The sequence below is a fragment of the Pseudomonas sp. D47 genome, from assembly GCF_045447305.1.
GTDB lineage: Bacteria > Pseudomonadota > Gammaproteobacteria > Pseudomonadales > Pseudomonadaceae > Aquipseudomonas.
The window spans coordinates 91,465-114,695 of sequence record NZ_JBJGXU010000011.1 but is presented as its reverse complement, the minus strand read 5'-3'; the positions used below and the strand labels follow the sequence as shown (position 1 = coordinate 114,695).

The 23,231-nt window shown below is 61.2% G+C and carries 23 protein-coding genes; 16 read left to right on the top strand and 7 right to left on the bottom strand.

Annotated elements, in window-relative coordinates; genetic code table 11:
* The first annotated feature begins 8 nt into the window (after nucleotides 1-8).
* Nucleotides 9-602 (top strand): LON peptidase substrate-binding domain-containing protein, encoded by a 594-nt coding sequence (locus tag ACI77I_RS10650; protein ID WP_094951241.1) that lies wholly within the window; start codon nucleotides 9-11, stop codon nucleotides 600-602.
* On the opposite strand, the gene ACI77I_RS10645 is transcribed toward ACI77I_RS10650, so the two are convergent.
* Together ACI77I_RS10645 and ACI77I_RS10640 are read right to left on the bottom strand one after the other, a co-directional pair.
* Nucleotides 596-1,912 (bottom strand): bifunctional DedA family/phosphatase PAP2 family protein, encoded by a 1,317-nt coding sequence (locus tag ACI77I_RS10645; RefSeq protein ID WP_406997456.1) that lies wholly within the window; start codon nucleotides 1,910-1,912, stop codon nucleotides 596-598. The genes ACI77I_RS10650 and ACI77I_RS10645 overlap by 7 nt on opposite strands.
* Nucleotides 1,913-2,029: 117 nt before the next feature.
* Nucleotides 2,030-2,713 (bottom strand): DNA-3-methyladenine glycosylase, encoded by a 684-nt coding sequence (locus ACI77I_RS10640; protein WP_263274044.1) that lies wholly within the window; start codon nucleotides 2,711-2,713, stop codon nucleotides 2,030-2,032.
* Nucleotides 2,714-2,887: 174 nt separating this feature from the next.
* Here ACI77I_RS10640 and ACI77I_RS10635 point away from each other — a divergent pair, with 174 nt between their 5' ends.
* The 13 genes from ACI77I_RS10635 (at nucleotide 2,888) to ACI77I_RS10575 (ending at nucleotide 15,393) form a co-directional block, all read left to right on the top strand.
* Nucleotides 2,888-4,153: a glutamate-5-semialdehyde dehydrogenase gene (locus ACI77I_RS10635; protein WP_094951244.1), complete on the top strand. Its 1,266-nt coding sequence runs from the start codon at nucleotides 2,888-2,890 to the stop codon at nucleotides 4,151-4,153.
* Nucleotides 4,153-4,797: a nicotinate-nucleotide adenylyltransferase gene (gene nadD / locus ACI77I_RS10630; protein WP_094951245.1), complete on the top strand. Its 645-nt coding sequence runs from the start codon at nucleotides 4,153-4,155 to the stop codon at nucleotides 4,795-4,797. The genes ACI77I_RS10635 and nadD overlap by 1 nt, the downstream gene beginning before the upstream one ends.
* 69 nt (nucleotides 4,798-4,866) lie before the next feature.
* Nucleotides 4,867-5,361, top strand: a complete 495-nt coding sequence (rsfS, locus tag ACI77I_RS10625; protein ID WP_094951246.1) for a ribosome silencing factor — start codon at nucleotides 4,867-4,869, stop codon at nucleotides 5,359-5,361.
* A gap of 9 nt (nucleotides 5,362-5,370) precedes the next feature.
* On the top strand, nucleotides 5,371-5,838 hold the full coding sequence (gene rlmH, locus ACI77I_RS10620) for a 23S rRNA (pseudouridine(1915)-N(3))-methyltransferase RlmH (protein WP_003176297.1): 468 nt from the start codon (nucleotides 5,371-5,373) through the stop codon (nucleotides 5,836-5,838).
* Between the two features lie 15 nt (nucleotides 5,839-5,853).
* Nucleotides 5,854-7,752 (top strand): penicillin-binding protein 2, encoded by a 1,899-nt coding sequence (mrdA, locus tag ACI77I_RS10615; protein ID WP_094951247.1) that lies wholly within the window; start codon nucleotides 5,854-5,856, stop codon nucleotides 7,750-7,752.
* Between the two features lie 31 nt (nucleotides 7,753-7,783).
* A complete protein-coding gene (gene rodA, locus ACI77I_RS10610; protein WP_176462941.1) occupies nucleotides 7,784-8,887 on the top strand; it encodes a rod shape-determining protein RodA in 1,104 nt (367 codons plus the stop codon).
* 17 nt (nucleotides 8,888-8,904) lie between these two features.
* Complete coding sequence (mltB, locus tag ACI77I_RS10605; RefSeq protein WP_242156133.1) at nucleotides 8,905-9,915, top strand: lytic murein transglycosylase B; 1,011 nt, start codon at nucleotides 8,905-8,907, stop codon at nucleotides 9,913-9,915.
* A complete protein-coding gene (locus tag ACI77I_RS10600) occupies nucleotides 9,915-10,919 on the top strand; it encodes a septal ring lytic transglycosylase RlpA family protein (protein WP_094951250.1) in 1,005 nt (334 codons plus the stop codon). The genes mltB and ACI77I_RS10600 overlap by 1 nt, the downstream gene beginning before the upstream one ends.
* 178 nt (nucleotides 10,920-11,097) lie before the next feature.
* Entirely contained in the window at nucleotides 11,098-12,255 is a 1,158-nt protein-coding gene (locus ACI77I_RS10595; protein ID WP_094951251.1) for a D-alanyl-D-alanine carboxypeptidase family protein, read from the top strand.
* An 85-nt stretch (nucleotides 12,256-12,340) separates the two neighbouring features.
* Nucleotides 12,341-12,622: a DUF493 domain-containing protein gene (locus tag ACI77I_RS10590; RefSeq protein ID WP_094951252.1), complete on the top strand. Its 282-nt coding sequence runs from the start codon at nucleotides 12,341-12,343 to the stop codon at nucleotides 12,620-12,622.
* Nucleotides 12,622-13,269 (top strand): lipoyl(octanoyl) transferase LipB, encoded by a 648-nt coding sequence (lipB, locus tag ACI77I_RS10585; protein WP_106579371.1) that lies wholly within the window; start codon nucleotides 12,622-12,624, stop codon nucleotides 13,267-13,269. Before ACI77I_RS10590 ends, lipB begins: the two co-directional genes overlap by 1 nt.
* A gap of 26 nt (nucleotides 13,270-13,295) precedes the next feature.
* On the top strand, nucleotides 13,296-14,297 hold the full coding sequence (lipA, locus tag ACI77I_RS10580; protein WP_176462942.1) for a lipoyl synthase: 1,002 nt from the start codon (nucleotides 13,296-13,298) through the stop codon (nucleotides 14,295-14,297).
* Between the two features lie 178 nt (nucleotides 14,298-14,475).
* Nucleotides 14,476-15,393: an LD-carboxypeptidase gene (locus ACI77I_RS10575; protein ID WP_406997455.1), complete on the top strand. Its 918-nt coding sequence runs from the start codon at nucleotides 14,476-14,478 to the stop codon at nucleotides 15,391-15,393.
* A gap of 150 nt (nucleotides 15,394-15,543) precedes the next feature.
* Here ACI77I_RS10575 and ACI77I_RS10570 read toward each other — a convergent pair whose 3' ends face one another.
* The 5 genes from ACI77I_RS10570 to leuS form a co-directional block, all read right to left on the bottom strand.
* Nucleotides 15,544-16,869 carry a lytic murein transglycosylase gene (locus tag ACI77I_RS10570; protein WP_094951256.1) on the bottom strand — a complete coding sequence of 442 codons (1,326 nt, stop codon included), beginning with the start codon at nucleotides 16,867-16,869 and terminating at the stop codon, nucleotides 15,544-15,546.
* Between the two features lie 61 nt (nucleotides 16,870-16,930).
* On the bottom strand, nucleotides 16,931-17,095 hold the full coding sequence (gene arfA, locus ACI77I_RS10565; RefSeq protein ID WP_003176285.1) for an alternative ribosome rescue factor ArfA: 165 nt from the start codon (nucleotides 17,093-17,095) through the stop codon (nucleotides 16,931-16,933).
* A 229-nt stretch (nucleotides 17,096-17,324) separates the two neighbouring features.
* Complete coding sequence (holA, locus tag ACI77I_RS10560; protein WP_094951257.1) at nucleotides 17,325-18,362, bottom strand: DNA polymerase III subunit delta; 1,038 nt, start codon at nucleotides 18,360-18,362, stop codon at nucleotides 17,325-17,327.
* Nucleotides 18,363-18,401: 39 nt separating this feature from the next.
* Nucleotides 18,402-19,007, bottom strand: a complete 606-nt coding sequence (gene lptE / locus ACI77I_RS10555; RefSeq protein WP_094951258.1) for an LPS assembly lipoprotein LptE — start codon at nucleotides 19,005-19,007, stop codon at nucleotides 18,402-18,404.
* A gap of 88 nt (nucleotides 19,008-19,095) precedes the next feature.
* Nucleotides 19,096-21,702: a leucine--tRNA ligase gene (gene leuS, locus ACI77I_RS10550; protein ID WP_242152863.1), complete on the bottom strand. Its 2,607-nt coding sequence runs from the start codon at nucleotides 21,700-21,702 to the stop codon at nucleotides 19,096-19,098.
* A 262-nt stretch (nucleotides 21,703-21,964) separates the two neighbouring features.
* On the opposite strand from leuS, the gene ACI77I_RS10545 reads away from it, so the two are divergent.
* Complete coding sequence (locus ACI77I_RS10545; protein ID WP_094951260.1) at nucleotides 21,965-22,282, top strand: hypothetical protein; 318 nt, start codon at nucleotides 21,965-21,967, stop codon at nucleotides 22,280-22,282.
* Nucleotides 22,283-22,379: 97 nt separating this feature from the next.
* A complete protein-coding gene (locus tag ACI77I_RS10540; protein WP_406997454.1) occupies nucleotides 22,380-23,141 on the top strand; it encodes a YdcF family protein in 762 nt (253 codons plus the stop codon).
* Nucleotides 23,142-23,231 lie beyond the last annotated feature (90 nt).

Sequence of the window (23,231 nt, the reverse complement as noted above, 5' to 3'; positions counted from 1 at the left end):
AAACCTTTATGAGTCTGGCGCTGTTCCCGCTCAATACCGTGCTGTTCCCCGGTTGCACCCTCGATTTGCAACTGTTCGAGGCGCGCTACCTGGACATGATCAGCCGCTGCATGAAAAAGGGCGAAAGCTTCGGCGTGGTGTGCATTCTCGATGGCAGGGAAGTGGGCATGGCCCCCGACGGCTACGCGCTGGTCGGCTGTGAGGCGCTGATTCGCGACTTCAAACAGCAAGACAACGGCCTGCTGGGGATTCGCGTTGAAGGCGGGCGGCGCTTTCGCGTGCGTGACGCCGGGGTGCAAAAGGACCAACTGCTGGTGGCTGAAGTGCAGTGGCTCGAAGAGCTGCCGGACCAACCGCTGGAAGAAGAGGACGCCGACCTGCTGGCGTTGCTCCAGGCCTTGGCCGAACACCCGATGGTTGCCTCGCTTGATATGGACGCCCACGCCGAGGGCCAGCAAGCCTTGGGCAATCAGCTGGCGTATCTGCTGCCGTTCACCGAGGCCGACAAGATCGACCTGCTGCAACTCGATGACCCGCAGCAACGCCTGGATGCGATCCAGATGTTGCTCGACGAATTGCAGGGCGAACTCTTCACTCAGTAGGCGTAGCGCAGCAGCGCGTGGGGTGTGCCGGTGAGGGCGATAAAGCTCAACACCGCCACCAGTGCCGGCAGCAGCAGCCACCAGGTTTTCTGCGCCATGGCCGGCAGCGGGCTTTGGTACTGGATGACGGTCAGGCTGAACGCGCACACCGTCATCGCCAGCAGCGTGCCGGCCAGGATGTCCGTCGGCCAATGCGCGCCGAGGTAAACCCGCGACAGTGCAATAAAGGCCGCAGGAATACAGCCCATCAGCATCCAGGTCAGGCGCAACCGTGTGGGTTGCCCGCGACCGGCCAGCACGGCCAGCGCCAGGAAGAATGCAAATGCGCCGGAGGCGTGGCCGCTGGGCATGCTGAAACTGGTCAGCGGGTCTGTAAGGATTTCGGGGCGGCCACGCGCGAAAAACAGCTTGGTGCCGGTGTTGATCACCGCCGCCCCGGCCAGCGTGGCGCCGACGAATACCGCGTGGCGCCACTGCCGCGCCAGCAGCAACAGGCCGGTGAAGATAGCGCTGGCCACAAACATCTTCTTGAACTCGCCCAACTGGGTGATCCGCACCATCACCTCGTCCAGCCACGGGCTGCGGTGTTCCTGCACCAGTGCGCTCAGGCCCTGATCGAAGTCATTGAGGTGCGGGTAGCCGATAAACAGCGCGATCAACAGCGTCAGGCTGGCGCAGCCGATCCACAAGGTGGCGCGACGATGGCCGCGCAGGCTGCTGTTCAAACTCAGCCCCAGCAATATCGCCAAACAGGCTGCGACAATGCCGGCTTCCGGCCAAAAACCTTCTGGCAGCGGCAGGCGGAACGCAGCGTCGGCCGCCCAGCCTGGCAGCAGATAAGCCACCGACCAACCGGCTGCCGCCAGGATGCTCACGGCGGCAAAGCGTGGGAAGGGCATGTCGCACATGCCGGCGACCATCGGCAGCATGGGGCGCAACGGGCCGATGAAGCGTCCTACCAGCAGGCTGGCGATGCCGTACTTATGGAAGTAGGTTTCTGCGCCATTCATCCATTCAGGGTGGTGGCGCAAGCCGGGCAGGCGCCGGATGTTCTGATGGAAATGCCGTCCCAGGTAGTAGGAAACTCCGTCACCCAACAGGCCACCGAGGAAACCCAGCAGCAGGGTTTCACTCAAGGGCAGCGCCCCGCTGCCGGCCAGTGCGGCAATGGCAAACAGCAACACCGTGCCTGGCACGATCAACCCGGCGATGGCCAGGCACTCCACGCACGCGACAATGAAGACCGCGACGGCCAGCCATTCGGGGTTCAGGGTCAGCCAGCCGGTAATGCTATCGAGCCATTGGCCCATACAATCCACTCCATGTATGTAATACGAAACCTGAGACAGTGAAGATCAACTGTGGGAGCAGGCAAGCCAGCTCCCACATTGGAATTGCTGGGCTGCAGGTTTCAATTATCAGTCTGTTCAAATCAAAAAATAATCGCGGCCTTCGACCTGGCCCCGGCGCAGCGGGTTCCTGGTGCAATAAGGCGCATAGCCCGCATCGACGAAGCGGTACATCAAATGTTCATCGCGACCGCTGGGAATGCCTAGGCGGGTAGTCTGGATGATCTGCGTCGGCGTCTGACCCACGTCTTCAACGTAGAGCAATTCCTGATCAAAGCGCTTGGCGTCCCACATCGGCACTTTCAGCCCGAGGGCTTTACACAGCAGTGTCTGGCCGGCGCAGAGTTTTTGCGAGGGGCGCGGGTGGCCGTTGGCGTCCGGATTGTTCAACAGCATCTGCGCCAGACTGTCCGGGCCGGAGGTTTCATCGACCCAGGGATAGGCTGATTTGATCAACACGGCATTACCCGGGCCTTGCGCGCTGAAGTTCAGCGAATCGCCGCCACGGGCGTAGTACATATAGATATGCCCACCATCCAGAAACAAAGCCTTACGCTTTTCTGTGTAGCCGAGTGAGGCGTGGCTGCCTTTTTCGGCCACGTAATAGGCTTCGGTTTCAATAATTCGCGCTGAAAGCCAGGTATTGCCGACACGATGGCGTATGACTTTCCCGAGTAATTCCCGCGCAAGAACTTGCGCGTCGCGGTCGAAGAAGCGGTCGGGCAGGGCGCTGGCGGGAAGCTGGGGGGCAAAACTGGACATGGCGATCTGGGTTAATACGGCTAAATGTGACCGAATAATAACAACTCCCGCCTTAATTACCGCTGAACCCCAAGTTTTTACAGTTCATTTCGACCATCCGCCCCACACCGCTGTCAGTCGGGCGGCGTCACAGCTATAATCTGCCGCTTTCCTCTTTGCCAAGACTCCCCGACCATGACTGAGTCCGTTCTTGACTACATGACCCGCCTGGGTCGCGCTGCCCGTCAGGCCTCGCGGTTGATCGCCCGCGCGAGCACTGCGCAGAAGAACCGTGCCCTGCTGGCGGCCGCTGATGCTCTGGATGCTTCGCGCTCCGAGCTGGCCGCTGCCAATGAACTGGACTTGGCCAGCGGTCGCGCCAATGGCCTGGAACCGGCTCTGCTGGACCGCTTGGCGCTGACCCCGGCACGTATCGACGACATGATCGAAGGCCTGCGTCAGGTGGCCAAGCTGCCTGACCCCATCGGTGAAATCCGCGATATGCGTTACCTGCCGTCCGGCATCCAGGTTGGCAAGATGCGCGTGCCCCTGGGCGTGATCGGTATCATTTATGAGTCGCGCCCGAACGTGACCATCGACGCTGCGAGCCTGTGCCTCAAGTCTGGCAACGCCACCATCCTGCGTGGCGGTTCCGAGGCGATTAATTCCAACCGCGCGATTGCCGCCTGCATTCAGCAAGGCCTGGCCGTGGCCGAGTTGCCGGCTGAAGTGGTGCAAGTGGTGGAAACCACCGACCGCGCCGCCGTTGGCGCGCTGATCACCATGCCGGAATTTGTCGACGTGATCGTGCCGCGCGGTGGTAAGAGCCTGATCGAGCGCGTCAGCCGCGATGCCAAGGTGCCGGTGATCAAGCACCTGGACGGCGTGTGCCACGTGTTCATCGACGTCGCCGCCGACATCGACAAAGCAATCCGCATCGCCGATAACGCCAAGACTCACCGCTACGCCCCGTGCAACACCATGGAAACCCTGCTGGTGCACGTCGGCATTGCCGATCGCGTGCTGCCGCCGCTGGCTGCCATCTACCGTGACAAGGGCGTGGAGCTGCGCGGTTGCGAACGCACCCGTGCGCTGCTGGGCGCGGACGTGATCGAGGCGACTGAAGAAGACTGGTACACCGAGTACACGGCGCCGATCCTGTCGATCCGCATCGTCGACGACCTGGACCAGGCCATCGAACACATCAACAAGTACGGCTCCAAGCACACCGACGCCATTGTTTCCGAGCATTTCAGCGATGCCCGGCGTTTCCTCAACGAAGTGGATTCCGCTTCGGTGATGGTCAACGCCTCGACGCGCTTTGCCGACGGCTTTGAGTATGGCCTGGGGGCGGAGATCGGCATCTCCACCGACAAGCTCCACGCACGCGGCCCGGTTGGCCTTGAAGGCCTGACCAGCGAGAAGTACGTGGTGTTCGGCGACGGTCATGTGCGCACTTGATGGCTAAACGCATCGGGCTGCTCGGCGGCACCTTCGACCCCGTGCACATCGGCCATTTGCGCAGTGCCCTGGAAGTGGCGGATGCTCTCGCGCTGGATGAGCTGCGTGTGATGCCCAACGCGCGGCCGCCGCATCGCGACACGCCGCAGGTGTCAGCGCAGCAACGCCTGGAAATGGTGCGCCTGGCGGTGGACGGCATCGCGCCGCTGGTGGTGGACGACCACGAACTCAAGCGTGATAAACCGTCCTACACTGTCGATACCCTGGAAGTGATGCGCGCTGAAATGGCCGCGGACGACCAATTGTTTCTGCTTTTGGGCTGGGACGCATTTTGCGGCCTGCCCTCTTGGCATCGCTGGGAGGAACTCCTCCAGCACTGCCACATCCTGGTTTTGCAACGCCCGGATGCCGACAGCGAACCGCCGGATGCCTTGCGCAACCTGCTGGCCGCGCGGTCGGTAAGTGACCCCTTGGCCCTGACCGGGCCGAACGGGAATATTGCATTCGTCTGGCAGACCCCGCTTGCGGTGTCTGCCACCCAGATCCGTCAACTGCTGGCCAGCGGGAAGTCGGTACGTTTCCTGGTGCCTGACGCGGTCCTGGCCTACATCGATGCGCACGGGCTTTACCGTGCGTCGAACTAAAAGGCGCGCTTGTCGCTACGCACAGTCGTGCAGCGAGCGCCCCGAACATACGAGCAAAACGAGTTTTATATGACCAACAAAGACGTAAGTAAAGTTAAGCGCAAAGGCACTTTCAAAAGCGCCCCGCTGCCAGTTGTAGCGCACACCGGCCCTGAGCTGGCTGGCGAAGAGCTGGTAAAAGTCGCCGTGGCTGCCCTGGAAGACGTTAAGGCCCAGGACATCCAAGTGCTGGACGTGCGCGACAAGCAAAGCATCACCGACTTCATGATCATCGCCACCGGTACCTCTAACCGCCAGATCGGCGCGATGCTGGACAAGGTTCGCGAAGCCGTCAAAGCCCAAGGCGTGAAGCCGCTGGGTGAAGAAGGCAAGGGCGACAGCGACTGGGTGCTGCTGGACATGGACGACGTGATCGTTCACATGATGACCTCCAACGCTCGTCAGTTCTACGACCTGGAGCGTCTGTGGAAAGGCGCCGAGCAGAGCCGTGCTGCTGATGGCAAGCACCACAGCCCTGAAGTGGGCCACGCGCACTTCGACAAGCTCAACAAAGACCAGGAATAAGGAACGGCTGTGCGCCTGCGTCTGATCGCTGTCGGTTCACGCATGCCCAAGTGGGTGGAAGAAGGCTGGCACGAGTATGCCAAGCGTCTGCCCGCTGAGCTGTCGCTGGAATTGGTGGAAATACCGCTCAACACCCGGGGCAAGAACGCCGACGTGGCGCGCTTTATCCGGCAGGAAGGCGAAGCCATGCTGGCCAAGGTCGGCCCCAACGAGCGCATCGTCACCCTTGAGGTGCACGGCAAACCCTGGAGCACCGAGCAGTTGGCGGTGGAACTGGATCGCTGGCGCCTGGATTCGCGTACGGTCAACTTCATGGTCGGCGGCCCCGAAGGGCTGGCGCCGGAAGTTTGTGCGCGGGCGGACCAGCGCTGGTCATTGTCGGCGCTGACGCTGCCGCACCCGTTGGTAAGGATTCTGATCGGTGAACAGCTGTATCGCGCCTGGACAGTTCTGTCCGGGCACCCTTACCACAAATAATCTGCGCCCCTCCCGATGACCCAGCCGATCCGCATCAAGGACCACGAGAAAGACGCACGTCTGGTGCGCTCGCGGGTCATTTTTGGCGCTTTTCTGGTGGTGGGTTTGATTGCGGTGCTGATTGCGCGCCTGTATTTCCTGCAGGTGATCCAGTACGACTATCACTCCACGTTGTCGGAAAATAACCGGGTGCATGTGCAGCCGATTCCGCCGACCCGTGGGCTGATTTTCGACCGCAATGGCGTGGTCGTCGCGGATAACCGGCCCAGCTTCAGCTTGAGCATGACGCGCGAGCGTTCCGGCGACTGGCAGCAGATCCTCGATGTGATCGTCGAAGTGCTGCAGTTGACGCCGGAAGACCGGGTGATCTTCGAAAAGCGCATGAAGCAGGGGCGCCGGCCATTTGAGCCGGTGCCGATCCTGTTTGAGCTGACCGAAGAGCAGATCGCCCGAATCGCGGTGAACCAGTTCCGTTTGCCGGGTGTGGAAGTGGTGGCGCAGTTGGTGCGGCATTACCCGCAAGGGCCGCACTTTGCCCACTCCGTCGGCTACATGGGGCGGATCAACGAGAAAGAGCTGAAAAGCCTCGATCCGGTGAATTACAGCGGCACCCACCACATTGGCAAAACCGGCATCGAGCGTTTCTACGAGCCCGAACTGCACGGCCAGGTGGGTTACGAGGAAGTCGAGACCAACGCCCGAGGCCGCGTGCTGCGGGTGCTCAAGCGCACCGACCCGGTGCCGGGCAAGGACATCGTGCTGAGCCTGGACATCAAACTGCAGGAGGCGGCTGAAATGGCCCTCGGCGGTCGGCGTGGCGCCGTGGTAGCGCTGGACCCGAAAACCGGCGAAGTGCTGGCGATGGTCAGCCAGCCGAGTTTCGACCCCAACCTGTTCGTGACCGGGATCAGCTTCAAGGCCTACGCTGAGCTGCGTGATTCCATCGACCGGCCGCTGTTTAACCGCGTGCTGCGCGGGTTGTACCCGCCGGGTTCGACCATCAAGCCGGCGGTGGCGATTGCCGGTTTGGATTCGGGTGTGGTCACCGCATCGAGCCGTGTGTTCGACCCGGGCTACTACATGCTGCCCAACTACGATCACAAATACCGTAACTGGAACCGCACCGGTGACGGCTATGTCGACCTGGACACCGCGATCATGCGCTCCAACGACACCTATTTTTATGACCTGGCCCACAAGCTGGGGATCGACCGGCTGTCTGCCTACATGGGCAAGTTCGGCCTCGGTCAGAAAGTCTCCCTGGACATGTTCGAAGAATCCCCTGGCTTGATGCCATCGCGGGAGTGGAAGCGCGCGACCCGCCGCCAGGCGTGGTTCCCAGGCGAAACCCTGATCCTCGGCATTGGCCAGGGCTATATGCAGGCCACGCCGCTGCAACTGGCCCAGGCCACGGCGCTGGTGGCCAACAAAGGCATCTGGAACCGTCCGCACCTGGCCAAGACCGTCGAAGGCGAGCGGCCAGTGGATGAAAACCCGATCCCCGACATCGTACTGCGCGACCCGTCCGACTGGACCAAGGTTAACCACGGCATGCAGCAAGTGATGCACGGCGCCCGCGGCACCGCGCGTAAAGCGGCGGCGGGTGCGCAATACCGCATTGCCGGCAAAAGCGGCACCGCCCAAGTGGTTGCGATCAAACAGGGCGAAAAATACGACCGTTCCAAGGTTCAGGAGCGCCACCGCGACCACGCCTTGTTTGTCGGTTTTGCCCCGGCAGACGATCCGAAAATCGTCGTGGCAGTGATGGTCGAGAACGGTGAGTCCGGCTCCGGCGTGGCTGCGCCTGTGGTGCGCCAGATCATGGACGCCTGGCTGTTGGCCGACGACGGCAGGCTTAAATCCGAATATGGTGGCCCCCCTTCAAGCACCGAGGTTACGGCCCGTGAAGAGTAATTTTGACCGCATCCTCTCCAGTGAGGATGTGATGCGTCGACGTGCGACGTTGTTGCAGCGCATACACATTGATGGCCCATTGCTGATCCTGCTGCTGACCTTGGCCGCCGGCAGCCTGTTCGTGCTGTATTCGGCCAGCGGCAAGAACTGGGACCTGCTGATCAAGCAAGCCTCGTCGTTCGGCCTGGGCCTCTTGTCGATGGTGGTGATCGCCCAACTCGAGCCGCGCTTCATGGCGCGCTGGGTGCCGCTGGGGTATGTCGCCGGCGTATTGCTGCTGGTGGTGGTGGACGTGATGGGCCACAACGCCATGGGCGCGACCCGCTGGATCAACATCCCGGGGGTGATTCGCTTCCAACCGTCGGAATTCATGAAGATCCTGATGCCGGCGACCATCGCCTGGTATTTGTCCAAGCGCACCTTGCCGCCGCAGCTCAAGCACGTGGGCATTAGCCTGATCCTGATCGGCGTGCCGTTTATCCTGATCGTACGCCAGCCGGACCTCGGCACTTCGCTGCTGATTCTCGCAGGCGGTGCGTTCGTGCTGTTTATGGGCGGCTTGCGCTGGCGCTGGATCCTTAGCGTGCTGGCCGCTGCCATTCCCGTGGCCGTGGCCATGTGGTTCTTCTTTATGCACGACTACCAGAAGCAGCGGATCCTGACGTTCCTCGACCCGGAGAGTGACCCATTGGGCACCGGCTGGAACATCATTCAGTCCAAAGCGGCCATCGGTTCCGGCGGAGTATTTGGTAAGGGTTGGTTACTGGGCACCCAGTCGCACCTCGACTTTTTACCCGAGAGCCACACCGACTTCATTATTGCGGTAATGGGCGAAGAGTTCGGCCTGGTGGGCATTTGCGCGCTGTTGCTGATTTATTTGCTATTGATTGGTCGCGGGCTGGTGATCACCGCGCAGGCGCAGACGCTGTTCGGCAAATTGCTCGCCGGCAGCCTGACCATGACTTTTTTTGTTTACGTTTTCGTCAACATCGGTATGGTCAGTGGCCTGTTGCCGGTAGTTGGGGTGCCGTTGCCGTTCATTAGCTACGGCGGAACTTCGCTGGTGACATTGATGTCAGCGTTTGGGGTTTTGATGTCGATTCACACGCATCGCAAGTGGATCGCGCAGGTTTGAATAAGGTGAAGATGTCAATGCAAGTAATGCGCGGCTGGGCGACTCGGCATGCGTCCTGGATGAGCCTGATTGGGCTGCTGGGCGCGACGCAAGAGGCGCAGGCCGGTGACTATGATGGCTCACCCCAGGTCGCCGAATTTGTCGGTGAAATGACCCGCGACTATGGTTTCGCCGGTGAACAGCTAATGGGCGTGTTCCGCGAAGCCAAGCGCAAGCAGGCGATCCTCGACGCGATCTCGCGTCCCGCCGAGCGCGTTAAACAGTGGAAAGACTACGGCCCGATGTTCCTCACCGACGCCCGTGTGGCCCGGGGTGTGGACTTCTGGCGCCAGCACGAAGCCGTGCTGGCTCGCGCCGAGCAGGAATACGGCGTGCCGGCCCAAGTTATCGTGGCGATCATCGGCATTGAAACCTTTTACGGGCGCAATACCGGCAGTTACCGGGTGATCGACGCCTTGTCGACCCTGGGCTTCGATTACCCGCCGCGCGCCGAGTTCTTCCGCAAGGAGCTGCGCGAATTCCTGTTGCTGGCCCGCGAAGAGCAGGTCGACCCGCTGACCCTCAAAGGCTCCTACGCCGGTGCGATGGGCTTGCCGCAGTTCATGCCGAGCAGCTTTCGCGCTTACGCGGTGGATTTCGACGGCGACGGCCACATCAATATCTGGAGCAACCCCGACGACGCCATCGGCAGCGCGGCCAGCTACTTCAAACGCCATGGCTGGGTAGCCGGTGAACCGGTGGTAATCCGTGCCGACGTGACGGGGGATCGCGCCGATGAAGGCCTGACCCAGGGAATCGAGCCGGTCAAGACCGTCGGGGAGTTGCGAGCGCTGGGCTGGTCGAGTCAGAATGCGCCACGCGATGATATGCCGGTGACGGCGTTCCGCCTGGAAGGCGAAAATGGCCCGGAATACTGGATGGGCCTGAAGAATTTTTACGCAATCACGCGTTATAACCGCAGTGTGATGTACGCCATGGCCGTGCATCAGCTGTCAGACATGCTGGTACAAGCACGGGGCAACAAGTAATGCGGGCATCGCCGTTCAATAAACCGCTCAAGCTGGTGGCGTTTGCCGCATTGTCCTTGTTGGTTGTCAGTTGTTCCTCCACCACCAGCCGTGCGCCTGCGCAAAAGTCGGGTGGCGGTACCGTCCGTGCCCAGCCGGGCCTGGACATCAACCGCGCGCACAAAGACGGCGCGCCGTGGTGGGATGTCGACGTGTCGAAAATCCCGGATGCCACGCCGACCCTGCACACCGGGCCGTACAAGGCCAACCCGTACACCGTGCTGGGCAAGAATTACTTCCCGCTGCAGGAATCCAAGACCTACGTGCAGTCGGGCACCGCGTCCTGGTACGGCACCAAATTCCATGGCCAGAACACCGCCAACGGCGAAGTGTATGACCTGTACGGCATGAGCGCGGCCCACAAGACCCTGCCACTGCCCAGCTACGTACGGGTGACCAACCTGGACAACAACCGCACGGTGATCCTGCGGGTCAACGACCGTGGGCCGTTCTATTCGGACCGGATCATCGACCTGTCCTACGCCGCCGCAAAGAAACTCGGTTATGCCGAAACGGGCACCGCGCGCGTGAAAGTTGAAGGCATCGACCCGGCGCAGTACTGGGCCCAGCGTGGCAAACCGGCGCCGTTGATGCTCAACGAACCGCAAACTCCGCAGCCACAAGTGACCGCCTCAACCGGCAAGATCGAGCAGTGGACACCACCGCCGGCGCAGCACGCCCCGGACACGGTGGTCGTGCCTCACGCAGCACCGGGCGCCTCTACCGTGGGCGGTCAGTACCTGCAAGTGGGTGCATTCGCCAACCCGGATGCGGCAGAACTGTTAAGGTCCAAGCTGAGCAGCATGGTCAATGCGCCGGTGTTCATCAGCTCCATCGTGCGTAACCAGCAGACCCTGCACCGTGTGCGCATGGGGCCGATCGGAACGCCTGGTGAAGTGGCGCAAGTACAGAACAGCGTGCGCCTGGCCAACCTAGGGCAGCCCAGCGTGGTTACCGCCGAATAAGAAAGATTGATGGCTCAGGTTCGTACGCGGTCCTGGGCCCTGGTTGTTGGCTCGTTGAAGAATAAAAACCCAGGGGCAAGGGGTGAGCGGGCAACCGAACACGTGACAGTCTGGCAGCGGGCTGTCTGAATAGTTTTGCCCGCGAGGGCAAGTTTCCATAAGCAATTTCGAGAGACGGATGAACATCACCACTTTAGCCAAACGCACGTGCCTGCTTCTTTCGCTGATCATCACCCCGGCCGCCTGGGCGGTTGAAATGGTGCCGGCTTCCCCGCAACTGGCCGCCAAGGCCTGGGTCCTCATGGATGCCGCCAGCGGTAATGTGCTGGTCGAGAACAATGGTGACCAGCGCCTGCCCCCAGCCAGCTTGACCAAGCTGATGACGGCCTATATCGCGACCCTGGAAATCCGTCGCGGCCAGATCGGCGAAAACGACCCGGTCACCGTCAGCGAAAACGCCTGGCGCACCGGCGGTTCGCGGATGTTCATCAAGGTGGGTTCGCAGGTCACTGTCAGCGACCTGCTGCACGGCATCATCATCCAATCCGGTAACGACGCCAGCGTGGCCCTGTCCGAGCACATCGCCGGCAGCGAAGATGCGTTCGCCGATTTGATGAACAAGACCGCCACCGACCTGGGTTTGACCAACAGCCACTTCATGAACCCGACCGGCCTGCCGAACCCGGAGCACTACTCGTCGGCTCACGACATGGCCGTGCTGGCTCGCGCGATCATCCGCGTCGACCCGGTGCACTACGCGATCTACTCCCAGAAGGAATTCTTCTGGAACAACATCAAGCAGCCTAACCGCAACCTGCTGCTGTGGCGCGACAAGACCGTTGATGGTCTGAAAACCGGCCACACCGACGAAGCGGGCTACTGCATGGTGTCGTCCGCTGTACGTGACGGCCAGCGTTTGATTGCCGTGGTCTTCGGCACTAACAGCGAGCAGGCCCGTGCGGCCGAGACGCAAAAACTGCTGACCTACGGTTTCCGCTTCTTCGAAACCCAGACCTTCTACCAGAAGGGTGCAGAGCTTGCGACCGCGCCGGTATGGAAAGGCGCTACCCACCAAGTCAAGGCCGGCCTGGCTGACGACCTGACCCTGACCATGCCTAAAGGCCAGCTGAAAAAGCTCGCTGCCAGCATGACCATGAACCCACAATTGGTTGCGCCAATTGCCAAGGGTGACGTTATCGGTAAAGTCGAAGTGAAACTGGACGACAAAGTGGTGCACAGCGCCGACCTGATCGCTCTGGAATCCGTCGACGAAGGTGGTATCTTCCGTCGCGTGTGGGATAGCATCCGTCTATTCTTCTACGGCTTGTTCAACTGATTGTGTGCACCTGCAAAGCCCTGCGTTGATCCGACGCGGGGCTTTGCCCGTCGCCACGGCTTACCGCTTACGAGGCCGTTCTGCCATGACCGATAAAGAAGTAGAAGTAAAGGCGCCAAAGATCGAATTCCCGGTGACCGATTATCCTATCAAGGTGATCAGCGACACGGGTGTGGGCCGCAAAGACAGGATTATCGAGATCGTGCGTGTACACGCGACGATCAACGACAACCGAGTGGACGAGCGTTTGAGCTCCAACGGTAAATACACCACGATCCAGTTGCACATCGTTGCGACCGGTCAAGACCAGCTCTACGACATCAACAGCGAACTGCGGGCCACCGGCTTCGTGCACATGGTGTTGTGATGTCACAGGTTCTGGGCTTTCGCGAGCTCGGCCAGATGGCCTACGAGCCGGTCTGGCACGCCATGCAGCGCTTCACCAATGAACGCGGCAGCTCGGCCCCGGATGAAATCTGGCTGGTGGAACACCCGCCGGTGTTTACCCAGGGCCAGGCCGGCAAGGCCGAGCATCTGCTGCTGCCGGGGGATATTCCGGTGGTGCAGGTCGACCGAGGGGGTCAAGTGACTTACCATGGGCCGGGTCAGCTTGTAGCGTATCTATTGCTGGACGTACGCAAGCTTGGGTTTGGCGTACGTGACCTGGTAAGCCGCATGGAAGCTTGCCTGATCGAGCTGTTGGCCAGTTACGGCGTAAGCGCCGCGGCCAAGCCCGATGCACCCGGTGTGTACGTGGACGGCGCGAAAATCGCGTCCCTTGGTTTGCGGATTCGCCACGGTTGTTCCTTTCATGGCCTTGCCTTGAACGTGGACATGGACCTGGCGCCGTTCGGGCGCATCAACCCTTGCGGTTACGCAGGGTTGGCGATGACCCAACTGAGCGACCACGCCACACCGATTAAATTTGCCGAGGTAAGTGCCCGGCTGCGTGCGCAGCTCGTCAAACACCTCGACTATGCTGAGCAGACGACCCTTACGGGCGGAATCGACTGATTATGACTACTGATGCAGTGCAAACCATGATCCCGACGCTGGACATCACCGAGCGTCCGGCCCCGGCCCCGCGTGCCAAGGTGGAAGCCGGCGTCAAGCTGCGCGGCGCCGAGAAGGTTGCACGCATCCCGGTCAAGATCATCCCGACCACCGAACTGCCGAAAAAACCTGACTGGATCCGCGTGCGTATCCCGGTTTCGCCGGAAGTCGACCGTATCAAGGCCCTGCTGCGCAAACACAAGCTGCACAGCGTGTGCGAGGAAGCGTCCTGCCCGAACCTGGGTGAATGCTTCTCCGGCGGCACAGCCACCTTCATGATCATGGGTGACATCTGCACCCGTCGTTGCCCGTTCTGCGACGTCGGCCACGGTCGGCCGAAGCCATTGGACGTCAACGAGCCGCAAAGCCTGGCCATCGCCATCGCTGACCTGAAACTCAAATACGTAGTGATCACCTCGGTAGACCGCGACGACCTGCGTGACGGCGGTGCCCAGCACTTTGCCGACTGCATCCGCGAGATCCGTAAGCTGTCGCCAAACGTGATGCTCGAAACCCTGGTGCCCGATTACCGTGGCCGCATGGACGTCGCGCTGGAAATCACCGCCGCCGAGCCACCGGATGTGTTCAACCACAACTTGGAAACCGTGCCACGCCTGTACAAGGCCGCGCGCCCAGGTTCGGACTACCAGTGGTCGCTGACCCTGCTGCAACGATTCAAGCAGATGATGCCGCACATCCCGACCAAATCCGGCCTGATGCTGGGCTTGGGCGAAACCGACGAAGAAGTCATCGAAGTCATGAAGCGCATGCGCGAACACGACATCGACATGCTGACCCTGGGCCAATACCTGCAACCGTCGCGCAGCCACTTGCCGGTGCAGCGTTTCGTGCACCCGGACATCTTCGCCTGGTTCGCCGAGGAAGGTTACAAGATGGGCTTCAAAAACGTGGCTTCCGGCCCGTTGGTGCGCTCCTCGTACCATGCTGACGAGCAAGCCAAGCTGGTCAAGGCAAGCCTGGTTTCGTAATAACGGGTTGCGCAACACCGCTATCCAATGTGGGAGCGGGCTTGTGTGGGAGCTGGCTTGCCTGCGATTGCATCACCTCGGTTTGACTGATAAACCGAGGCGTGTGCATCGCAGGTAAGCCAGCGCCCACTGGCCCAGCTCCCACATTTCGTTGCGCGTTAATTAGGGAGAATCGTGGATGACCGTCGCCGTACCTGCTCTACGCCCCGAAGGCATAATCGGCCTGATCGCCCCCGCCGGCCCCGCTGCCCTCGACGTTGAAAAAGCCGGGCAATGGATGCGCGCCCGTGGCCATGAGCTGCGGATTTTTCCAGGTGTATACGAACGTGACGGTTACCTCGCCGGCAGCGATGACGTGCGCCTGCGCGACTTGCACGCCGCCTTCGCCGACCCCGAAATCGATGCGATCTTCTGCCTGCGCGGCGGCTACGGCACGCCGCGTCTACTGGATCGGCTCGATTTCGACTTGATTCGGGCAAACCCCAAACCATTCGTGGGTTATAGCGACATCACCGCATTGCACCTAGCCATCAACCGTTACGCAGGCTTTGTGACCTTTCACGGGCCGATGCTCAATGCCGATTTGCTTGGCGATAAGCAGCAGCCGACTGAGTCATCGTTATTCAGCCTGCTGCGCGGTCAACTGGGCGCCGGCAGCGTGCTCGCGCACCCGGTGGCCTACCCGTTGACCACCATTGAACTTGGCATCGCCTGTGGGCGCTTGCTGGGTGGCAACTTGTCGATGATCGCGGCAGTGATGGGCACGGCTTATGAGATCGACGCTGACGGCATCATTCTGCTGATCGAAGACGTCAACGAGCCCATCTACCGCATCGACCGCCTGCTGACGCATCTGCGCCTGGCGGGCAAGCTTGCGCAGGTCGCCGGCGTGCTGGTGGGGGATGTGTCGGGTGTGGATAAGGCTGCGTTGGAACGGCTGCTCAAGCAGACCTTCGAACCGTTGTGCATTCCGGTCTTGTCCGGCTGGCGCAGTGGGCACTGTGACCCGAACCTGACGCTGCCGATGGGCGCGTTGGTGCGGTTGGATGCGGGGGAGCAGCGGGTGGTGTTGGAGCAGGATGTAGTGTTGAAATAGCTGGTTGATCCTTCCCACGCTGAGCGTGGTTGATCGTTCCCACGCTCTGCGTGGGAATGCATCCTGTGACGCTCCGCGTCGCGACCTCAAGAGCAGACGCAGAGCGTCCAGGGCGACATTCCCACGCTGAGCGTGGGAACGATCGTACTCTCAGCGGCCCTGCAACGATTCCAACAGCTTCACCGTCGGATACCCATCCGCCGGCCAGCCCAACGACTGCTGCGCCGCGCGAATCGCTTTGCGCGTATTGGCGCCGATAATCCCGTCCGGGTTGCCAGCGTCATAACCCTTGGCGCTGAGCACTGTCTGCAAATCAATGCGCTGGGAACGACTCAGCGGCAGTTCATCTTTAGGCCAACTGCCACGAATCACACCACCGCCACCAAACTGCTCCGACAGCAGGTTAACGGCCAGGGCGTAGGACGAGGAGTTGTTGTACCTGAGGACCGCACGAAAGTTGTCCAGCACCAGAAACGCCGGGCCACGGTAGCCGGCCGGCAGCAGCAGGGCGGCGGACAGTTGGTCGACATTGGCCGGCAAGCTTGCGCCAGGTGGTAGTTGGATACCGAGTTTCAGCCAGTCGGCGACGGTCTTGCGCACGCCACCGTCTGCCAGGGCGTAATCGAAGTTCGCCGGCAGCTGCTTCACCTCGAAGCCCCACGGCTGACCCTTCTGCCATCCCGAGCTCTGCAGGTAGTGAGCGGTGGAAGCGAGGGCGTCGGCTGGGCTGTTCCAGATATCGCGGCGACCGTCGCCGTCGAAGTCAACGGCGTGGGTGTTGTAGACGGTCGGGATGAACTGAGTCTGGCCCATCGCGCCGGCCCAGGAACCTTTCATCTGGTCGGCTTGAATATCGCCATGCTGGATGATCTGTAACGCTGCCAGCAATTGCGCCTGTGCAAATGCCCGACGGCGACCTTCATAAGCCAGGGTCGCCAGAGAGCCGATCACCGAATTACTGCCCTGGAACTGGCCAAAGTTGCTTTCCATGCCCCACACCGCGACCAGCGCCCGGCGATCAACACCATAGCGGTCCTCGATGCGCTGCAGGATATCGGCGTACTTGACCAGCGCAGCCCGCCCATTACGCACGCGCACCGGCGACAGGGCACTGTCGAGGTATTCCCAAACCGGGCGGGAAAATTCCGGCTGGCTGCGGTCGGCGCGAATCACCGATTCATTGGGGGTGACACCAGCAAAGGCGTTGTCGAAGACGGCGGGTGTGATCCCGGCTTTCAAGGCTTCGACGCGAAAGCCAGCCATCCATTCGGCAAACGTCTGGGGCGGCTGGGTATCAAGATTGTCTGCTGCCAATGGGGCAACCACGGCGGGCGCGACGGCCGGTGCGGCCTGGAGTTTCGGCAGGGGTTGGGCGTCTGCGGCGGTGGGTTTTTCCGCGCAGGCGACAAGCAGAATAAGGCTGGAGGCAGCGATCAATTGGCGAAGGTGCCAACGACGGGAAAGATTAGAGGGCATGCACAGGTCCAGGGATTACAAATCAGGTGCAGACCTTATCATGCCGGAGGGGCGCTTGCCTTCAGGCTGCCAGAAAGTAAGAAGCCTCCCAGCTATTAGACTGGAAGGCTTCGCGGCGGTAGCTGCCTTTGCCCTTGCCGGCGCGTTCCTGACGGCTGCGGAACAGTGGCTGGGCGATGATGGATTTGGCCTTGTTGGGGCCATGCTTGGATGGCTTTTTGCTCATGGTCAGTACGCTCTGGAGATGGGATGAAGCGGTGCAAATAATCTGCCGAAGTGGCGCGGCTGTAAAGCCCGGCGCTGTGTAGGCGGTTTCACACTATCAAGTGGGCGCGGTTAATGTGGGAGCAGGCAAGCCTGCGATATCGGTGTATCAATGCCAGAAATGCAAGATGACTCACCGCCATCGCAGGCAAGCCAGCTCCCACAGGAAAACATCGGGTGTTTGGAGGGGGTTATTCAGCCGGCAATGACAGGCGTTGGCCAGACATCAAAAGTGACAAACGACTCAGGCTCATCCACGGCGAGCCCGCCGCCTGGCCTTTGATTTGCGCGTCGATGCGCTGCGCTTCCAGCAACAGTTGCGCCCAGCGTTGCGCTGAGTGGCGCTGCAGGGCTTTGCTCATCAGCGGTTTGCGTTTGTCCCACACCGGTGGCCGGGCCTGGCTGAAGCATTTGTCCAGCGCAGTGCCCTGGCTGTATTGCAGGGAAATATTGGCCAGCACCCGCAGTTCCCGGGCCAGGGCCCACAGAATCACTGGTGGCTCCACGCCTTCGCCGCGCAGCCCTTCGAGCATGCGCAGGGCGTGGGCGGGTTCGCCGTTAAGAATCGCATCCACCAGCCCGAACACGTCAAAGCGCGCGCTGTCGGCCACCGCGCCTTGCACGGTTTCGACGGTGATTTGCCCGTCTTCGGCCATCAGCTTGAGCTTTTCGATCTCCTGGGCGGCGGCAAGCAAGTTGCCTTCGACCCGGGCGGCGATCAACTCCACAGCGTCTTGCGTCGCCGACAGCCCCGATTGGGACAGGCGCTGACGAATCCACTGTGGCAACTGGTTGCTGTCCACTGGCCAGATCTGGATGAAGTGGGTCTGTGGGCCTTCTACCAGCGCCTTGCCCCACTTGGTTTTCTGCGCGCTGCCGTCAAGCTTGGGCAGGCTGATCAGCAACACCGTGTCTTCGGCGGGCCGCGAGCAGTATTCCATCAAGGCCGCCGCGCCCTTGTCCCCAGGCTTGCCCGAAGGCAGGCGCAGTTCCAAGAGGCGTTTTTCGGCGAACAGCGACATGCTCGCGCCGGCTTGCAGCAGCGTGCCCCAGTCGAAACTGGCGTCGGCGCTGAATACCTGGCGTTCGTCGAAGCCTTGCTGGCGTGCGGCGGTGCGAATGGCGTCTGCGGCTTCCTGGCACAGCAGCGGGTCATCACCGCTGACGATATAGACAGGCGCGAGGCCACCTTGCAGGTGTTTGGCGAGTTGGGCAGGGGCGAGTTTCATAGGCGGGCGGAACGGGACGCCAGGGGCGCCCCGTCAGGCTTACTCGACAGGGACTTCAACAGGCGATTGTTTCGGCGTGTTGTCTTCGTACTCTTTCGCAGCTTTCAGGGCGTCGGCGTCAGCCCTGGCCTTGTTGTCGGCGGTGAGTTGCAAGGCGGCCAGTTTTTCCGGGGTCAGCTGTTGCAGGCGCACCATCATGCGCTGGATCAGCTCACGACGCATTTCCTTGCGAACCTGGATAATTTCCGAGTCCGAACCTACCAGGTTGTTGCCATCGTGGCTGACGACCTTTTGCACTTCGATCTTGTCGCCCATCAGCGGCAGATGGTCGCGGCCCTGTACTTCGAAGTTGAGCGCGGTGCTCAGCTCGATGTCCGACGCACGACCGGCGCTCGCGTAGCTGAGGTTACGCTGTGTTTCTCGCTCGTCTACCAGGTTCAGTTTATAGGTCGCGCCGGTGTAGACACGCACGCCGCTGTTTTCCAGGGTCTGGCGCAGCTGAGTCACGGTGTCGCCATAGGCGTTGCGGGCGCTGAGGTCCAGTTCCTTGAGTGACAGTTCATTGGTGCCGGTGCCGCGCAGCTGGAAGCCGCAAGCGCTCAGCAGCACAGCGAGGCCCATCACCAGCAAATTGCGTTTGATCATTTTGTTGCTCCCCTTGAAACCATGTGGGCCTTATCGAGGCCTTAAAGGTTTAGTTCGGCGCAGGGCTCAAGCCCTGCGCCCGATCCGATTAGCTAGCGACGATGTTGACCAGTTTGCCGGGCACTACGATCACTTTGCGGATCGTCAGGCCTTCGGTAAAGCGCAGCACGTTCTCGTTGACGCGGGCGGCCGCTTCAACGTCTTCGCGGCTGGCGCTGGCTGGCATATCAATCTGGCCACGCAGTTTACCGTTGACCTGGATGACCAGTTGCAGCGTGTCCTGTACCAGGGCGCTATCATCCTGAACCGGCCAGCGCGCATCGATCACCGCGCCGCTGTGGCCCAAACGGCTCCACAGTTCGTGGCTGATGTGCGGCGTGATCGGGGCCAGCAGCAGAACTACCGCTTCCAGGCCTTCCTGTAACAGCGCGCGGTCTTGTTCCGTAGTGTGCGGTGCTTTTTCCAGCACGTTCATCAGCGTCATCACCTGGGCGATGGCGGTGTTGAACTTGTGGTTTTGACCCACGTCCTGGCTGGCTTGGCGGATAGCCAAGTGAGTGCTGCGGCGAATGGCTTTTTGTTCATCGCTCAAGGACGCCACGTCCAGTTTGCCCGGCAAGCCCTGGCTGACATGGGCGTGCGCCAGGCGCCAGACGCGCTTGAGGAAACGGTGCGAGCCTTCGACGCCGGAGTCGGACCATTCGGCGCTCATGTCGGGCGGCGAAGCGAACATCATGAACAGGCGGCAGGTGTCGGCGCCGAACTGATCGATCATCGACTGCGGGTCGACGCCGTTGTTCTTCGACTTGGCCATCTTCTCAGTGCCGCCGATTTCCACCGGCAGGCCGTCGGATTTCAACGTGGCGCTGATCACCTTGGCTTTGCTGTCACGCTCAAGCTCGACGTCTGCCGGGTTGAACCAGGTGTAGGCGCCATTGGCTTCGCGGCGATAGTAAGTGTCGGCGATCACCATGCCCTGAGTCAGCAGGTTCTTGAACGGCTCATCAGAGCTGACCAACCCTTCGTCACGCATCAGCTTGTGGAAGAAGCGCGCGTAGAGCAGGTGCAGAATGGCGTGTTCGATACCGCCGATGTACTGATCCACCGGCAACCAATGGTCGGCCGCGGATTTTTCTACCAGGCCACCTTCATAGTGCGGCGAGGCGTAGCGGGCGTAGTACCACGAGGACTCGACGAAGGTGTCCATGGTGTCGGTTTCACGCTTGGCCGGTGCACCGCATTTCGGGCAGGCGCACTCGTAGAACTCGGGCATGCGCGCCAATGGTGAACCGGCGCCATCCGGCACCACGTCTTCGGGCAGCACCACCGGCAGTTGGTCTTCCGGCACTGGCACGTCACCGCAGGTTTGGCAGTGGATGATCGGAATCGGGCAGCCCCAGTAGCGCTGGCGGCTGATACCCCAGTCGCGCAGGCGGAACTGGGTGCGCGAGGCACCGAGGTTTTTCTTGATCAGTGCCACTTCGATGGCGTCGAAAGCACCCTGGAAATCCAGGCCGTCGAACTCGCCGGAGTTGATCAGTTCGCCGTGCTCACCGTAGGCGTCTTGCCACGGGGCCGGGTTGGTATCACCCACGCTTGTACGCACGACGGACTTGATCGGCAGGCTGTACTGGGTGGCGAATTCGAAGTCGCGCTCGTCGTGGGCCGGCACAGCCATTACTGCGCCATCGCCGTAGTGCATCAGCACGTAGTTGGCGACCCATACCGGCAGCTTCTCACCGGTCAGCGGGTGCTCGACGAACAGCCCGGTTGGCAGGCCTTTTTTCGCTTGGGTGGCGACGTCGGCTTCGGCCACGCTGCCGCCTTTGCATTCGGCGATGAAGGCCTGCAGCTCAGGGTTGTTCTGTGCGGCTTGGGTGGCCAGCGGGTGTTCAGCGGCCACGGCGACGTAGGTCGCGCCCATCAATGTGTCCGGGCGGGTGGTGAAGACTTTGAGTGCGCCCGCCGCGCCGATGGAATCGACGTTGTACGGGAATTGCACTTCCATGCCCTTGGATTTGCCGATCCAGTTGCGCTGCATGGTCTTGACCTGTTCAGGCCAGCCCGGCAGGTCGTCGAGGCTCGACAAGAGTTCATCGGCGTAGGCCGTGATCTTGAAGTAGTACATTGGGATTTCGCGCTTTTCGATCAGCGCGCCGGAGCGCCAGCCGCGACCGTCGATGACCTGTTCGTTGGCCAGTACGGTCTGGTCGATCGGGTCCCAGTTCACGGTGCCGCTTTTTTTGTAGATCACCCCTTTTTCGAACAGGCGCGTGAACAGCCATTGTTCCCAGCGGTAGTAATCCGGCTTGCAGGTGGTCACCTCGCGGGACCAGTCCACCGCCAGGCCCAGGCTGCGCAGCTGGGTCTTCATGTAGGCGATGTTTTCGTAGGTCCACTTGGCGGGCGCCACGTTGTTTTTCATCGCGGCGTTTTCTGCCGGCATGCCGAAGGCGTCCCAACCCATGGGTTGCAGGACGTTCTTGCCGAGCATGCGCTGGTAGCGCGAAATCACGTCACCGATGGTGTAGTTGCGCACGTGCCCCATGTGTAGCTTGCCGCTGGGGTAAGGGAACATCGATAGGCAGTAGAAAGTCTCCTTGCCTGGCTGTTCACTGACTTCAAAGGACTTTTGCTCGTCCCAGAAGGTTTGGGCGGCATTTTCTATTTCACGGGGCTGATATTGTTCGTGCATGGCTACTTTTGAACTGAATAGGGGTGGCCTAATCCTCTTCGGTGCAACGTTCAGGTTGATCGACACCAAAAAGCGGCGCGTCCGTGCCCAAACCCTGCGGGAAGTGGAGTTACAGGAAGCGCCGTAGCATACATGACCCCACTCTATCGAGGGAAACCCTGATTGCGCGGGCGAGGCCGTCTGTCGCGGCGCCAGGCAGGCGCAGCCATGGGGACTACGCTGTTTATTGGGGAGTGAGTCTTATCTTCAATGAGGTGAGGGGATGGTTGAATCGCAGCGAACTTTAACGAAACCGCAATTGTATGAAGGGCTGATCGACCGTTTAGGTCGGGCATTGGATGCCGCGAGAACCGCAGGCCGATTGCGTGATGAGCAGCCTTTGGAGCTGGAGTTGCGAGGCTTGAGCCAGGCAGAACTTGAACTGATCAAGGGCTACTTGGAATTGAATCACCACCGTGCCTCCAAAGAGCAGGCTTCCCCGCCTGCCCAGGAGCCCTCGCGTTCGGCCAAGGTGATCTGGCTGAAGGATGTGGCTGCCGGTCGCGGTCCCGAAAAGCGTCGGGCCGTGCGGTGCAAGTGAAACACCGCGTTATTCAGTAGCCTTCTCGAAATGTGCTGGTAAGGATTGTCGCTAAACCCCGTTGCATCTAGGCTTCGGGCATCTTTGGAGATGCCCGATGCCTTTTCGTTATTTCATTAAACAATTGCTGTTGCCGCCCGGCATTTTTTTGCTGTTGCTTGCGGTTGCCTGGTGGTTTCGCAAAAGCCGCCCTCGGTTGGCCGGGCTGTGTTTTGCCCTGGGGTTGGGCGGGATGTGGTTGATCAGCCTGCCGGTGATGGTGCAATGGGGCGCGCATGCGCTGGAGACCGAGCCACCGTTGGCCCGTGAAGAGTGGGCAACACTGGCCCAGCGGGCAGACGCGATCGTGGTGCTGGGCTCCGGGCGTGAACGGGGTGACCCGGCGTGGGGCTCCGATCAGCCCACCGGCACTGGCCTTGAGCGCCAGCGGTATGCCGCGCGGCTGGCCAAGGCGTCCGGGTTGCCGGTGTTGACCAGCGGCGGCCTGCATTACGGCACGCCGCCGAGTGAGGCCGAACTGATGGCGGTGTCGATGCAGGATGACTTCGGCGTGGCGGTGCGCTGGAAGGAAGAGCGCAGCCGTACCACCTGGGAAAACGCACAGATGAGCGCCGAGATACTGCTGCCTCAAGGCATCAAGCGTGTGGTGGTGGTGACCCAGGCCTGGCACATGCCGCGTGCGGTCTGGAGCTTTGAGAAGGCCGGCTTCAGCGTGGTGCCGGGGCCGGTGGGCTTTTTGGGCGCGGACAATGCCCGGCCATTGGGTGGCTGGATGCCCGAGTTTGTGTCGGTGTGGCGCAGCGGGCAGTTGATCAATGAGGCGGTGGGGCAGGTGGGGTATCGGGTGTTTTACCGATAAGTCGAAACACAGCAGATTAAGTGTGGGCGCTGGCTTGCCTGCGATGGCGTCGTGTCAGTTGGCCGGTTTTTAGCTGGCCCACCGCTATCG